Origin of the sequence: uncultured Nocardioides sp. (assembly GCF_902805925.1) — a bacterium.
In the GTDB taxonomy this organism is placed as follows: domain Bacteria; phylum Actinomycetota; class Actinomycetes; order Propionibacteriales; family Nocardioidaceae; genus Nocardioides.
This window is the reverse complement of record NZ_CADCUP010000148.1, coordinates 1-12670: the sequence shown is the minus strand read 5'-3', so window position 1 is coordinate 12670 and position 12670 is coordinate 1. Positions and strand designations below refer to the sequence as shown.

The window sequence follows — 12670 nt, the reverse complement described above, 5'->3', positions numbered from 1 at the left end:
GGCCCCGCCGGAGGGGCGACGTACCGTGGTGGCACACGGGAAAGGAGGTGGTCCGAATAATGCAGAGCTTTCGGATGCGTGAGGTGACTGCTCGCTAGCAGCGCCTGCCAGTGGAAGGCGCGCGACCCGTTCGCAGGGTGCCGCTGGTGAATCCACAAGCAGTTGCCCGACCCGCAGGTCTCCCGGACTTCATCCCCGGGGGAGTCCCGCCGGCCCAGTCGTCTGGGCCGGGCAGGGACAGCCTGCGGGTCGCCGCTATCTCCGGACGTCGTCCCCGGCGCCCCGGGTGTCCAGGACCGCGGTCTCGTCGCCGGCGCGGGATGTCGCCGGCGCCGGCTTGAGGGCGAGCTCCGCCAGTGCGCTGAGGAGCACCCAGGAGATCGCGACCGCCACCAGGTAGCGGGTGAGCGCCTGGTCCAGCCGCAGCGACTGCTCGACGGCGAAGTCCCAGATGGCCGGCGAGCTGACCAGGGCGCCGGCGCCGAGCACCATCGGCGAGAAGGGGCTCATCCGAGCATCCCGGCCTGGATGGCGGCGGAGACGGTGCCGATGCCACGGACGTTCCCGGCGCCGAGCAGCTCGGGGTAGGACAGCACCGGGAGCCGGTCGAAGGTGGGGCGCACCATGCGGCGCAGGGCCGGCCTGATCTGCGGGGCGCAGGTCAGCACCGGGCGCAGGTTCTGGTTCTCCGCCTCGGTGGCGAACCGGGCGAGGTCCATGAGGACCTGCTGGCCCAGGACCGGGTCCAGGGCGATCACCGGCCCGTGCTCGGTGCCGCGCAGCGCCTCGAGCATCCGCTGCTCGAGCGCCGGCTCCAGGCTGATGACGTGCACGGTGTCCTCGACGACGTACGGCGCGACGATGGCCGGGCCGAGCGTGGTGCGCGCCGCCTCGACGAGGGCGTCGAGGTCGTGGGTCTGCGGCGCCTTCATCGACAGCGCCTCGAAGATCTGCACGAGGTCGCGGATCGAGACCTTCTCGTCGAGCAGGGACTGCAGCACGCGCTGCACCTCGCCCAGGCTGAGCTGGACGGGGGTGAGCTCCTCGACGACCACGGGATGGCTGCGCCGGACGACCTCGGTGAGCACCTTGACGTCCTCACGGCCCAGCAGGCGCGCGGCCTGGCTGGTGACGACCTCGGCCAGGTGGGTGGTGATGACCGACGCGCGGTCGACGACGGTGGCGCCGCCGAGCTCGGCCTGGTGGCGCATCGACGCCGGGATCCACTTGGCCTCGAGGCCGAAGACGGGCTCGACGGTCGGCGTCCCGGGGAGGGCGCCGAGCATGTCGCCGATCGCCAGCACGGTGCCGGCCGGCGCCTCGCCGCGGGCGACCTCGATGCCGAAGAGCCTGATCGCGTAGTGGTGCATCGGCAGCTCGATGTTGTCGCGGGTGCGCACCGGGGGGACGACGATGCCGATGTCGCCGGCGACCTTGCGGCGCAGCGCCTTCACCCGGTCGAGCAGGTCGCCGCCCACCGAGGGGTCGACGAGGTCGATCATGTCGGCGGCCAGCTCCAGGCCCAGCGGGTCGACCAGGATCTCGGCGGCCAGCAGCTCGGGGGAGTCCGAGGGCGGCTCGAGCTCCGCGGCGGCAGCCGCGGCCCCGACCGCTGGGTCGGGCGACTCGGGCACCCGCGTCGAGAACAGCAGCATGATGCCGCCGGCGATGAGGAAGGGGATCTTCGGCAGGCCGGGGATCAGGCAGAGGGTGAAGGCGGCGAAGCCCGACACCCGCAGCGGCATCTTGTTGGCGCCCATCTGGCGCAGGATGTCGGAGCCCATGTCGTCGTCGCCGGAGTTGCGGGTGACGATGAGGCCGGTGGCGACGGAGAGCAGCAGGGCGGGGATCTGGGAGACCAGGCCGTCGCCGATGGTCAGCAGGCTGTAGGTGCTGATGGCGTCGCCGAAGGACATGCCCTTCTGAGTCATCCCCACCGCGAAGCCGCCGATGAGGTTGACCAGCGTGATGACGATGGCGGCGATGGCGTCGCCCTTGACGAACTTCGAGGCGCCGTCCATCGCGCCGTAGAAGTCGGCCTCCTGGTGCACCTCGCTGCGGCGCAGCCGCGCCTCGTCCTCGGTGATGAGGCCGGAGTTGAGGTCGGCGTCGATGGCCATCTGCTTGCCGGGCATCGCGTCGAGGGTGAAGCGCGCGCCCACCTCGGCGACCCGGCCGGCACCGTTGGTGATGACGACGAACTGGATGATCAGCAGGATCACGAAGACGATGAGGCCGACGATGAGCGAGCCGCCGACCACGAAGTGGCCGAACGTGTCGATGACCTTGCCGGCGTACCCGTCGAGCAGGACCAGCCGGGTGGCGCTGACGTTGAGCGCGAGCCGGAAGAGGGTGAGCACCAGGATCACCGCGGGGAACGCCGCGAAGTCGAGCGGGCGGTGCACGAACATCGCGGTGAGCAGGACGAGCAGAGCGGCGGTGATGTTGAGCGCGATGAGCAGGTCCAGCACGATCGCCGGCAGGGGCACCACCAGCATCACGACGATGAAGACGATGCCGACCGGGACTGCCAGCTGGGTCAAGCCTTTGCGGGGCACGTGGATGCCTTTCGGGTCGCCGATGTGGCGGCCGTCCGTGGCGCGTGTCCGGACACCGTCCCTGTGTCCGAGGGTCCTATCGACCGGGGGCGGGTCCACCTGAGGGAATCGGGCGTCGCGGTCGCCCCCGGGGTACGGCGGGCAGCGGGGCCGCCGTGCGGGGGGAGTTGTGCTCGCCACCGCTGCGGCCGGCCCGGCGGCGGCTGATCACGAACGCGAGCACCTGCGCGACGGCGTGGAAGAGCTCGGCGGGCACCTCCTGGCCCACCTTGGTGGAGGTGTAGAGCGCGCGGGCGAGCGGCACGTCGCGCACCAGCGGCACGCCCTCCTCGGTGGCCTTCTCGCGGATCTTCGCCGCCACCGCGCCGGCACCGCGGGCCACCACGCGCGGCGCACCCTTCTCGGCCTCGTAGCGCAGCGCGATCGCGACGTGGGTGGGGTTGACCAGCACGACGTCGGCGGTCGGCACGTCGGCCATCATGCGGTTGCGTGCCGCGGCGAGCTGGCGGGAGCGGATGGCGCTCTTCACGAGGGGGTCGCCCTCGGTGTTCTTGTGCTCCTGCTTGACCTCCTCCTTGGTCATCCGCGTCTGCTTGCCCATCTTGCGCCGCGACATGGCGTAGTCGGCCACCGCCATCACCAGCCCGGCGACCGCGATGTTGCGGATCAGGCCGAGCGCGGTGGAGAAGAACTGGTCGATGACCACCGACATCGGCACCATGCCGCCGATCAGCGGCATCAGCGACCGGATGGCGCTGTAGACGAGCACGCCGACCAGGGCGCTCTTGATGAGCATCTTCGCGCCCTCCCAGAGCGCGTGGGGCCCGAAGACCCGCTTGGCGCCGGCGATCAGGCTGAGCTTGGACAGCTTCGGCTTCATCGACTTGGTGGCCAGGTAGAACCCGCCCTGGGCCAGGGTGGCCGCCACCCCCACCACCATCACGGCGGCGCCCAGCAGGACCAGCGTGCGGAAGACGTGCCACAGGCCGGAGGAGAGGACCTCCATCGCCATCGCGCCGTCGGCCTCGGCCGTGGCCGACAGGGCGGTGACCATCAGGTCGCGCAGCGCGCCGATCTCGTGGGTCATCAGCGGCGGCAGCGCCATGCCCACCAGCAGCATCGACGACCAGCCGCCGAGCTCCTGGGTGCGGGGGACCTGGCCCTCCTTGCGCGACTCCTTGCGCTTGCGCTCGGTGGGCTTCTCGGTCTTCTCCTCGCTCATCAGGCGGCTCCCGCGATCGTGGCCATCGCCTGGTTGGACAGGTCGACGAGCTCGGCCATCGCCTCCGGCAGGACGGGGAACGACAGGCCGACGAGGAGCAGGGTGAGCCCGATCTTGGCGGGGAACATCACGTTGATGGCGTTGAGCTGGGGAGCGACCTTGGTGAGCAGCGCCAGCCCGACGTCGGCGAGGAAGAGCACGGCGATCATCGGCAGCGCGATCTGCACGGCCGTGGCGAAGAACAGCTGCATCGCGGTGATGAGCATGCCCGGGCCGTTCGAGACGTCGGGCGTGCCGTCCAGGGGCAGGAACCGGAAGGTCTTGAGGAGCCCGCCGATGACGATGAGGTGGCCGCCGGAGGCGAAGAGCAGCATCGTGGCGAGCATCTGGTGGAACTTGCCGAAGACGGTGTTCATGTTCATCGACAGCGGGTCGTAGGCCTGGGCGAGGGCGAAGCCGCCGAAGGTGTCGATGAGCGCGCCGGCGGTGGTGATGGCCGCGAACATCAGGTAGGTGACGAAGCCCATCGACACCCCGATGGCCACCTGCGTGACCACTGTGGTGAGGAAGCCGAAGGTGTCGACGGGGATGTCGGCGTCGGCGAGCGAGGGGGCGACCGCCATCGCCAGGCCGAGGGAGAGAACGACCTTCGCCATCGCCGGCAGCGAGCGCGACGAGAACGGGGGCACGACGGCCATCCAGGCGATGATGCGCACCGAGGCGAGCAGCAGCGCCAGGGTCGGCTGGCCGGCCAGGGTCAGTTCCATCGCGCCGTCAGGCCAGCATCGAGGGCAGCGCCTCGAACAGGTCGAGCGTGAAGGTGATCAGGGTGTGCAGCATCCAGTTGCCGCAGACCAGCAGGGCCACGCCCACGCCGACCAGCTTGGGCACGAAGGAGAGCGTGAACTCCTGGATCTGGGTCATCGACTGGAACAGCGAGATCGCGAAGCCGATGACCAGCGAGGTGACCAGGATGGGCGCGGACAGCTTGAGCGCGACGACCATGGTGCGCAGCGCGAGCTCGATGATGACGGTGTCGGTCATGGCGGGGCGCGCCTATCCGTAGCTCGTGACGAGTGACTTGATGACCAGCGCCCAGCCGTCCACGAGGACGAACAGCAGGAGCTTGAAGGGCAGCGACACCATCACCGGCGGCATCATCATCATGCCCAGCGCCATCAGCGCCCCGCTGACGACGATGTCGATCACCAGGAAGGGGATGAAGACGATGAAGCCGATGATGAACGCCTGCTTGAGCTCGGAGAGGACGAACGCCGGGATCAGCGTGGTCATCCCCACCTCGGAGCGGTCCTCGGGGAGGTCGCGGCCCGCGACGTTGGTGAGCAGCATCAGCTCGTCGTCTCCGGACTGGTCGAGCATGAACTCGCGCAGCGGCTCGACGCCGTCCTCGTAGGCCAGCGTGGTGCTCTTGTCGCCGTCGAGGTAGGGCTGGAGCCCGAGGTCGTTCATCTGCGAGAGCACCGGCCCCATGATGAAGAGGCTCAGGAACAGCGCCAGCCCGGCGAGCACCTGGTTGTTCGGGATCTGCTGCAGCCCCAGGGCGTTGCGGGTCAGGCCCAGCACCACGAGGATCTTGGTGAAGCTGGTGCAGGTGAGCAGGATGGCCGGCAGCAGCGAGAGCAGCGTCATCGCGATGATGACGGTCACCGAGGTGCTCGGCTTGTCGGTCAGCCCGTCCAGGTCGATCTTGACCGAGGTGTCGTTGCCGGGACCCTGCGGACCCCGCGGGCCGTCCGGGGCCATCGGCAGGCCCGCCGAGACCGTCTCGACCGTCGCGGCCGACGCGGCCTCGGTGGGGGCGGACAGGCCGAGGGCGAACAGGCCCGCGACCACCAGCAGCAGGAACCCGAGTCGCTGCAGATGGGTCATGACACCCGCCGGGTGGCGGCGTCGAACGCCTGGCGCCACGTCTGCGGGCTGAGGATGGAGCCGGCCGCCGCGGCCGGGCGGTCCGCGGAGGCCGCGCCGTCGTCCTCGGCAGCCGTCCCGGTGTCCTTGGGACGGAAGATGCTGGTCGGCTCGGGGATGTCGACCTCGTCGGGGTCGAGCTCGGTGAGCAGGCTGACCTGCTGGTCGGTCGTGCCGAGCACCAGCACCCGGTCACCGACGGCCACCAGCGCCACCGAGCCGTTGCGGCTCAGCGACTGGCGGTGCAGCACGCGGATGGGGGCGCCGGCGCCGCTGGCCAGGCGCTTCGCGCTGAGGCGCGCGAGCAGCAGGAGGAGTCCGACCACGACCGCCAGGGAGAACACGAGTCGGACAGCGAGCTCGAGCACGACTCAGACCGCTGCCTTCTCATCGATGATCTCGGTGACGCGCAGGCCGAAGTCCTCGTCGATCACGACGACCTCGCCACGGGCGATGAGGCGGCCGTTGACCAGCAGGTCGGCCGGGCTGCCCGCCGCGCGGTCCAGCTCCAGGACGGCGCCGGGAGCCAGGGCGAGCAGGTCGCGCACCGTCATCCGGGTGCGGCCCAGCTCGACGGTGACCTCCATGTCGACGCCGTGGAGCAGCTCGATGCCGCGGCGGGGGACGTCGGCGAGCGAGGACGGACCGGACGGCGCGGCGACCGGCGCGGTGGCGGCCGCGAGAAGGGCGGTGGGCACCACCAGGGCGGCGACGGCCTGGCCGGCACCATGCAGGCCCACGACCGTGAAGGGCTCGCCCAGGTCCGGGACGACCTCGGCGGGGGAGAGCTGGAGGGCGACCTCGGCGCGGTGGCCCAGCGAGGCGGCGGCGGCGTCGAGCGCGGGCTGCACGGCGGCGGCGAGGTCCAGGCCGGCCACCGGGCTCGAGGAGAGGGCGTCCACGAGGTCGGCCCCGACGAGGATGCCGATGCGTCCACCACCGGAGACGCCGGCGACGGCGGCGCCGCCGAAGGTCGCGACGACGCTGAGGTCCCCCACCTGCGGGTCGCCGGCGACGAGCGGGTTGACCGAGGGCAGCACGCCGGCGGCGGCGGTCGCGGCGGCGACGGCGGCGGCGACGGCGGCGGCGGACGCCGTACCGGCGAGGTGGTCGGTGGGTGCGGGCATGCTCAGTCCTCCTGGGGGCTGGCCGCGACGATGAGCGCCGCGAGTCGGTTGCGCGTGGAGCCGGCGGTGGCGTGGGCGAACGGCGTGTCGTCGACGGCGACGTCGAGCGGCGCCGACGCCGGGTGGGTCAGGCGCAGCACGTCGCCGACCTGCACGCCGGAGAGCGCGTCGGGGTCGAGCTTGGTGCTGCGGAAGCGCACCGCGACGTCGACGGGGACGTCGTTGAAGGCCTCGGACAGCAGCTCGGCGGCCTGGGCGCGCTGGGCGCGCTCCCGGTCCGAGACCGGGGCCGGTGCGGCCGCCTTGGCGAGGTGGGGCTGCAGGCCGCTGAACGGCAGGCAGACCGTCATGGTGGTGGTGCGGGTGTCGATGCGCAGGTCGAAGGTGCCCACGACCATCACGTCGGCGGCGCCGGCCACCTGCGCGAACTGGGGGCTGTACTCGATGCCGGTGACGGTGGGGGCGAGGTCGAGGATCGCGGCGAGGCTGTACGTCATCTCGCCGAGCAGGCGCTCCACGAACGTCTTGACGATGGCGCTCTCGATGTCGGTCAGCGGGCGCACCGGCTGCTGGTCCATGCCCGGGCCGCCGAGCATGTGGTCGACGCAGGCCATGGTGGCCGGCAGGGGGATCTCGAGGACCCCGTGCCCGGGCATCGGGTCGGCGGAGAACTTGGTGAGGTACGTCGGGGCGTCGAGGGAGTCGACGTACTCGGCGTAGCTGCGCTGGTCGATGGTCAGCAGCTGCACCTGGCACACCGTGCGGAGGGCGGAGGTGAAGACGGTCGTGGCCTGGCGGGCGAAGCCGTCGAAGCCCATCTGCAGGATGCGCGAGTGCTCGCGCGAGAGCTGGATGGGGCGGCGGAAGTCGTAGGCGACGGCCGGGACCGATCGGGCACGCCGACGTGCACGAGAGCCGTGGGCGGAGCTCGTGGCGGGGGGCGCGGAGTTCTTCACGCAGGCCGTATCGGCCGTCGTGGGCCGGACCTGAGAGGAACCTTTTACCTTCTCGTGGCGGCTCCGGTCACTGGGTCACGAACTCGGTGAAGTACACGTCCATCACCTCGTGGTGGTAGACCTCCTCGAGGTGGTGCAGCAGGTCCTTCTTCAGCTCCTGACGCTGCTTGCCGGTGTTGATCTCGGTCATCTCCCGACCGCTGAACAGGTCGATCGCCGCGTCGAGGGCCTTGCTGCCGTCGGCGCCCTCGTGCACGTCCGCGGTGAACTGCAGGGCCATGCCCAGGCGCAGGTAGTGGCCGCCCTCGAGGTTCAGCTGGATCGGGTCCAGGGTGAGGACCTCGCCGGCCACCGGCTCCGGCGGCGGGCCGGCGGGCTTGAGGAAGAACCAGGCGGCACCGCCCACGACGAGCAGTGCGACGAGGACCAGGACCAGCTTCTTCCTGCCGCCCTTCTTCCCGCCCTCTGCCTCCGGGGCATCGGCCGCCGTGCCGGGGGCGATGGTGCTGACGCTCATGAGTGCGCTCCTTGGGCTCCTGCTGGGGCAGCCGCGGAGGTCGCCGCTGCGGTGGTGGGGCTGTCGACGACCTCGTCGATGAGCTCGCGGGTCTCGGACGGGAGGGAGGTGAGGATGACGATGTCGACCCGCTTGTTGACGGCCTGCGAGCCCGGCTCCTGCGGGTCGACCAGGGGTCGCTCGTGGCCGAAGGCGGAGGCGGTGAGCCGCCTGCCCGGGATGTCCCACCGCTCGCCGAGCCGGCGCAGCACCGTGACGGCCCGGGCGGCGGAGAGCTCCCAGTCGGTGGGGTAGTTCGCCGGCTTCACCTTCACCTGGTTGGTGTGGCCGTCGATCTGGAGCTTGTCGGGGATGTCCTCGAGCGCCGGGGCGAGGGTGTCGACGACCTGCTCGCCGCGTTCGGTGAGGGTGGCGACGTTGGGTGCGAAGACGACGTGGCGCGAGACCAGGCTGATCACCAGCCCGCGCTCGTCGATGGCGGTGCGGACGTCGTCCTCGAGGCCGTGCTCACGCAGCGCCCGCTCGAGGCGGTCCAGCACCTCCTGGAGCCTGTTCACCTCGGCCTGCGCGTCGGCGTACTTGCGCTGCTGCTCGAGCCGGGCGTTCTCCGACACGGCGCGGCTGACCCGGTCGCGCAGCGCGGGGTCCATCTGCGCGGTCTGCGCCTGCGGCGTGATCGACTCCGCGACCGCCGAGCCGGGCTGCTCCAGGATGGAGGAGCCGCCGTCGAGCATCGCCTCCGGCTGGCCGAAGCCTGCGGCGAGGCCGGACTTCAGCTCGTTGAACTTGCGCTCGTCGACCTGGCTCATCGCGAACATCACGATGAAGAGCACCATCAGCAGCGTCACCATGTCGGCGTACGTCACCAGCCAGCGCTCGTGGTTCTCGTGCTCCTCCTCCTCGTGGCGGCGGCCACGCCTGGCGCCCGACACGTCAGGCCGCCTGCTTCTGGGCGGACTTCGCGGCCTCCTCCTCCGCGCCCACGGGGAGCAGGGAGTAGAGCTTGGCCGCGACGACACGGGGGTTGGAGCCGGACTGGATGGCCGCGACGCCCTCGATCACCAGCTCCATGCGGGTGACCTCGAGCTCGCTGAGGCGCTTGAGGCGGCTGGCGATGGGCAGCCAGATGACGTTGGCGGACATGACGCCCCACAGGGTGGCGATGAACGCGGCGGCGATCAGGTGGCCCAGCTCCTCGGGCTCCGCGAGGTTCTCCAGCACGTGCACCAGGCCCATGACGGTGCCGATGATGCCGATCGTGGGGGCGTAGGCGCCGGCGTCGGCGAAGAACTTGGCCGACTGCTTGTCGGTGGCCCTCTTCGCGTAGACCTGACCCTCCAGGATCTCGCGGACCTCCTCGGGGTCCGTGCCGTCGATGGCCATCGAGACCCCGCGCACCAGGAACGGGTCGTCGAGGTCGGCGACCATCTCCTCCAGGGCCAGGAGGCCCTCGCGGCGCGCCTTGTCGGCGAGCGCGACCACGGTGGGCACCACGTCGTGGGCCGGCTGGACCTTGCCCAGGAAGGCGGTCTTCAGCGCGGCGAAGGAGCGCTTGGCATCGGGGACCGTGCTGCCGGCGAGGCAGACGAGCAGGGTGGTGCCGAACACCAGGAGCAGCGGCGGGATGAGCAGCAGGCTCATCGGGTTGCCGCCCTCCATGATGTTGGCGACGATGACGACGACGAAGCCGAGGCCGATGCCGATCAGGGTTGCCGGATCCATCAGAGCCGTCCTGCCTCGGGGTGGGCGGACCGGCCCCCGGGCGTGTGCGGCAGCTCGGCGACCGACGCGAGGCGCGGCGTCGTCGGGGCGGCCTGCGGGTCGGGGGTCGGGCGGCCGAGCACCAGCTGCGGGTTCTCGGCGACCAGGGCAGAGAGGGCGATGGTCTCGGCACGGTGGGCCCGGATGGCGGCCACGACCTCGGCGAGGGTCTCGAGGACGACGTACTTCTTGCCGTCGACCATCGAGATCACCGTGTCCGGCGTGGAGTCTGCGCGCTCGATCAGGTCGGAGTTCAAGGCGAACTCCGTGCCTGAGAGGCGCGTGAGCGTGATCATTCGGGTGCACCGTCCTTGTGCTGTTCCAGGAACCGTCCGTGGTTCCCTCGCACCTCTCCATCGGCCCGGCAGGTGCCGACCTGAGGGGATTTCGCCCGCCCGATGGTGGGGGTGCCCCGCCGTCGGCCTCGGGGTAGTCAGGCGCGAAATGGCTGTCGTACCGGGCGATCTGCAGCCACTTCGCGGCTGACTATCCCGGCGGTACGCCGCCCACCACCCGGGCTGCACGACGGTTCGTGTTCGGACCTCTCGGCCGGGCCGGCCGGCCCGGGAGTCCCGCCGCCCGGCAACCGCAACGGGCGCGGCCGACCCCCGTGGGTCCGACCGCGCCCGCCGAGGGGTGCAGGAGTCAGCGCTTGATGTTGACGAGCTCCTCGAGCACCTGGTCGGAGGTGGTGATGACGCGGCTGGAGGCCTGGAACCCGCGCTGGGCGAGGATCAGGTTGGTGAACTCGGCGGCGAGGTCGACGTTCGACATCTCGACCGCACCGCCCAGCAGGGAGCCGCGGCTGCCCTGGCCGGAGACGCCGAGCTCGACGTCGCCGGAGTTGGCCGACGCGCGGAAGCTCGTGTCGCCGACCTTCTCCAGGCCCATCGGGTTGTTGAAGTCGGCGATGGCCACCTGCTTCATGTCGCGCTGCACGCCGTCGGAGAAGACACCGCGCAGGACGCCGGTCTTGCCGATCGTGTAGGACTTCAGCTCGACCCCGGCCGGCACCGGCGGGGTCAGGCCGGCCGTGTCCAGGGTGATGTCGACCAGGCCACCGGTGGGGGCGCCGGCGGCGTCGAGGGCGTAGCCCTGCACCCGGGAGCCGTTGGGGGCGACCAGGGAGCCCGCCTCGTCGAAGTTGAACGCGCCGGCGCGGGTGTAGAGCTGCTCGCCGTTGGCCTCGACCACGAAGAAGCCGTCGCCCTGGATCATCAGGTCGGTCGCCCGGCCGGTGGTCTGCGCGGAGCCCTGGTTGAAGTTGGTGTTGGTCGCGGCGAGCTGCACGCCGAGCCCGATCTGGATGGCGTTCGTGCCGCCCTGGCCGGCGTTGGCGCCCGAGGAGCTGGTCAGCATCTGGCTCAGGGTGTCCTTGAAGACGGTGTTGCTGGCCTTGAAGCCGGTGGTGTTCGCGTTGGCGATGTTGTTGCCGGTGACGTCGAGCATGGTCTGGTTGACGCGGAGGCCGCTGATGCCGGCGAAGAGGGAGCGAAGCATGGGAGGTCCTTTCGGGTCCGCTCAGGCGGAGGGGGTGGTGGATGCGGTGGTGGAGGAGGCGGGCGCGGTGGCCACGGACTGCACGGAGCCCAGCGGCACCGCCGTGCCGGCGATGTCGAGCACGGGACCGTCGGCGCCGAAGGTGACACCGGAGACCAGCCCGCCGGCGGCGACACCGGTCTGGTCGAGGTAGCTGACCTGCTTGCCCACCAGGCTCGTGGCGCCGAAGGCCATCTGGGTGGCGACGAGCTGCGAGGTCTGGTCGGCGACCGCCTGCATCTTCTCCAGCGCGGTGAACTGGGCCGACTGCGCCAGGAACTGGCTGGAGTCGGTCGGGTTCATCGGGTCCTGGTACTTCATCTGCGCCACCAGGAGCTGCAGGAACATCTCCTTGTCACCAGCGGCGGCCGGCGTCGTGGTGGTCGTGATCGGGCCGAACATGCCGGTGGGTGTGGTGGTCTCCACGGCGGGGATGGACACTGCTGCCTCTCAGACGGTGACGTCGACACCCGCGGGGCGGGCGGTGCGTACCGGGTCGTGCGGGCCGGGGAGAGCACCCCGGGGTCCGCTGGTCGAGCCGTCCGTGGCGTGGTGACCGTCGCGCATCCGTGCGTCCTGGCCGTGCTGGCGCCCCTGCTGGGCGTCGTACCCGCTGCGCCCCGGGCCGGAGCGGTCGCTCCCCGGGTCGGCGGAGCTCATGGTGGCGCCGCCCGCGGTGGTGTCGCGTACGGCGAGGCTCGCGTCCCCGGCGCCGGCGGCGGTGAGCAGCCGGCGGAGCTCGGGAAGGCTGTCGGCCATGATCCGGCCCGCCTCGGTGGCGGCGTGGATGCTGACCTTCATCTCCCCGCCGCGCACCACGAGGGTGACCCGGACGTCGCCCAGGGTCTCGGGGTGCAGGTTGAGGGTGATGCGGTGGACGCCCTCGCCCGCCGAGCTGGCGCGCAGGGCCAGCCTCCCGATCTCCGGGAAGACCTGGGCGGTGACCTGGTCGGGCACGTGGCTGGGGCCCCCGTGCACCGGGGCGGTGAGGACCGGGGCGACCGGCGCCGGCGGGGCGGCGGGCGCCGCCGACAGCGGGGCCTGCAGCGCCGGCACGGGCG

16 protein-coding genes are annotated in these 12670 nt (G+C 71.3%); all 16 read right to left on the bottom strand.

The window, feature by feature from the left end; genetic code table 11:
- Positions 1-255: 255 nt before the first annotated feature.
- Positions 256-510 carry a hypothetical protein gene (locus QZX64_RS10665; protein WP_295659394.1) on the bottom strand — a complete coding sequence of 85 codons (255 nt, stop codon included), beginning with the start codon at positions 508-510 and terminating at the stop codon, positions 256-258.
- Positions 507-2558 (bottom strand): flagellar biosynthesis protein FlhA, encoded by a 2052-nt coding sequence (gene flhA / locus QZX64_RS10660; protein WP_295659392.1) that lies wholly within the window; start codon positions 2556-2558, stop codon positions 507-509. The genes QZX64_RS10665 and flhA overlap by 4 nt, the downstream gene beginning before the upstream one ends.
- Positions 2559-2634: 76 nt before the next feature.
- Positions 2635-3780, bottom strand: coding sequence for a flagellar biosynthesis protein FlhB (locus tag QZX64_RS10655; RefSeq protein WP_295659389.1), 1146 nt, complete (start codon positions 3778-3780; stop codon positions 2635-2637).
- Positions 3780-4547 (bottom strand): flagellar biosynthetic protein FliR, encoded by a 768-nt coding sequence (locus QZX64_RS10650; RefSeq protein ID WP_295659386.1) that lies wholly within the window; start codon positions 4545-4547, stop codon positions 3780-3782. The genes QZX64_RS10655 and QZX64_RS10650 overlap by 1 nt, the downstream gene beginning before the upstream one ends.
- 7 nt (positions 4548-4554) lie before the next feature.
- Positions 4555-4824 carry a flagellar biosynthetic protein FliQ gene (locus tag QZX64_RS10645; RefSeq protein WP_295659382.1) on the bottom strand — a complete coding sequence of 90 codons (270 nt, stop codon included), beginning with the start codon at positions 4822-4824 and terminating at the stop codon, positions 4555-4557.
- Between the two features lie 12 nt (positions 4825-4836).
- On the bottom strand, positions 4837-5670 hold the full coding sequence (gene fliP / locus QZX64_RS10640; protein WP_295659380.1) for a flagellar type III secretion system pore protein FliP: 834 nt from the start codon (positions 5668-5670) through the stop codon (positions 4837-4839).
- Positions 5667-6053, bottom strand: a complete 387-nt coding sequence (locus QZX64_RS10635) for a flagellar biosynthetic protein FliO (protein WP_295659433.1) — start codon at positions 6051-6053, stop codon at positions 5667-5669. Before QZX64_RS10635 ends, fliP begins: the two co-directional genes overlap by 4 nt.
- 27 nt (positions 6054-6080) lie before the next feature.
- Positions 6081-6836 carry a flagellar motor switch protein FliN gene (gene fliN, locus QZX64_RS10630; protein WP_295659377.1) on the bottom strand — a complete coding sequence of 252 codons (756 nt, stop codon included), beginning with the start codon at positions 6834-6836 and terminating at the stop codon, positions 6081-6083.
- A 2-nt stretch (positions 6837-6838) separates the two neighbouring features.
- On the bottom strand, positions 6839-7792 hold the full coding sequence (locus QZX64_RS10625; protein WP_295659374.1) for a flagellar motor switch protein FliM: 954 nt from the start codon (positions 7790-7792) through the stop codon (positions 6839-6841).
- Positions 7793-7859: 67 nt separating this feature from the next.
- Positions 7860-8309 (bottom strand): flagellar basal body-associated protein FliL, encoded by a 450-nt coding sequence (locus QZX64_RS10620; RefSeq protein ID WP_295659372.1) that lies wholly within the window; start codon positions 8307-8309, stop codon positions 7860-7862.
- A complete protein-coding gene (locus QZX64_RS10615) occupies positions 8306-9241 on the bottom strand; it encodes a flagellar motor protein MotB (RefSeq protein ID WP_295659369.1) in 936 nt (311 codons plus the stop codon). Before QZX64_RS10615 ends, QZX64_RS10620 begins: the two co-directional genes overlap by 4 nt.
- Position 9242: 1 nt before the next feature.
- Positions 9243-10031, bottom strand: a complete 789-nt coding sequence (locus tag QZX64_RS10610; protein ID WP_295659367.1) for a flagellar motor protein — start codon at positions 10029-10031, stop codon at positions 9243-9245.
- On the bottom strand, positions 10031-10366 hold the full coding sequence (locus QZX64_RS10605) for a flagellar FlbD family protein (protein WP_295659365.1): 336 nt from the start codon (positions 10364-10366) through the stop codon (positions 10031-10033). Before QZX64_RS10605 ends, QZX64_RS10610 begins: the two co-directional genes overlap by 1 nt.
- A 349-nt stretch (positions 10367-10715) precedes the next feature.
- Positions 10716-11570 carry a flagellar hook protein FlgE gene (locus tag QZX64_RS10600; protein WP_295659362.1) on the bottom strand — a complete coding sequence of 285 codons (855 nt, stop codon included), beginning with the start codon at positions 11568-11570 and terminating at the stop codon, positions 10716-10718.
- A gap of 21 nt (positions 11571-11591) precedes the next feature.
- Complete coding sequence (locus QZX64_RS10595) at positions 11592-12050, bottom strand: flagellar hook assembly protein FlgD (RefSeq protein WP_295659360.1); 459 nt, start codon at positions 12048-12050, stop codon at positions 11592-11594.
- A gap of 9 nt (positions 12051-12059) precedes the next feature.
- Positions 12060-12670 (bottom strand): flagellar hook-length control protein FliK (locus QZX64_RS10590; protein WP_295659358.1); only part of this gene is annotated, 611 nt, incomplete at its 5' end.

What these genes read in the sequence shown, in the direction of transcription:
- QZX64_RS10665 (WP_295659394.1), bottom strand. Translation starts at nt 510, where the DNA reads ATGAGCCCCTTCTCGCCGATGGTGCTCGGCGCCGGCGCCCTGGTCAGC.
- QZX64_RS10655 (WP_295659389.1), bottom strand. Translation starts at nt 3,780, where the DNA reads ATGAGCGAGGAGAAGACCGAGAAGCCCACCGAGCGCAAGCGCAAGGAG.
- QZX64_RS10650 (WP_295659386.1), bottom strand. Translation starts at nt 4,547, where the DNA reads ATGGAACTGACCCTGGCCGGCCAGCCGACCCTGGCGCTGCTGCTCGCC.
- QZX64_RS10645 (WP_295659382.1), bottom strand. Translation starts at nt 4,824, where the DNA reads ATGACCGACACCGTCATCATCGAGCTCGCGCTGCGCACCATGGTCGTC.
- fliP (WP_295659380.1), bottom strand. Translation starts at nt 5,670, where the DNA reads ATGACCCATCTGCAGCGACTCGGGTTCCTGCTGCTGGTGGTCGCGGGC.
- fliN (WP_295659377.1), bottom strand. Translation starts at nt 6,836, where the DNA reads ATGCCCGCACCCACCGACCACCTCGCCGGTACGGCGTCCGCCGCCGCC.
- QZX64_RS10620 (WP_295659372.1), bottom strand. Translation starts at nt 8,309, where the DNA reads ATGAGCGTCAGCACCATCGCCCCCGGCACGGCGGCCGATGCCCCGGAG.
- QZX64_RS10610 (WP_295659367.1), bottom strand. Translation starts at nt 10,031, where the DNA reads ATGGATCCGGCAACCCTGATCGGCATCGGCCTCGGCTTCGTCGTCGTC.
- QZX64_RS10605 (WP_295659365.1), bottom strand. Translation starts at nt 10,366, where the DNA reads ATGATCACGCTCACGCGCCTCTCAGGCACGGAGTTCGCCTTGAACTCC.
- QZX64_RS10600 (WP_295659362.1), bottom strand. Translation starts at nt 11,570, where the DNA reads ATGCTTCGCTCCCTCTTCGCCGGCATCAGCGGCCTCCGCGTCAACCAG.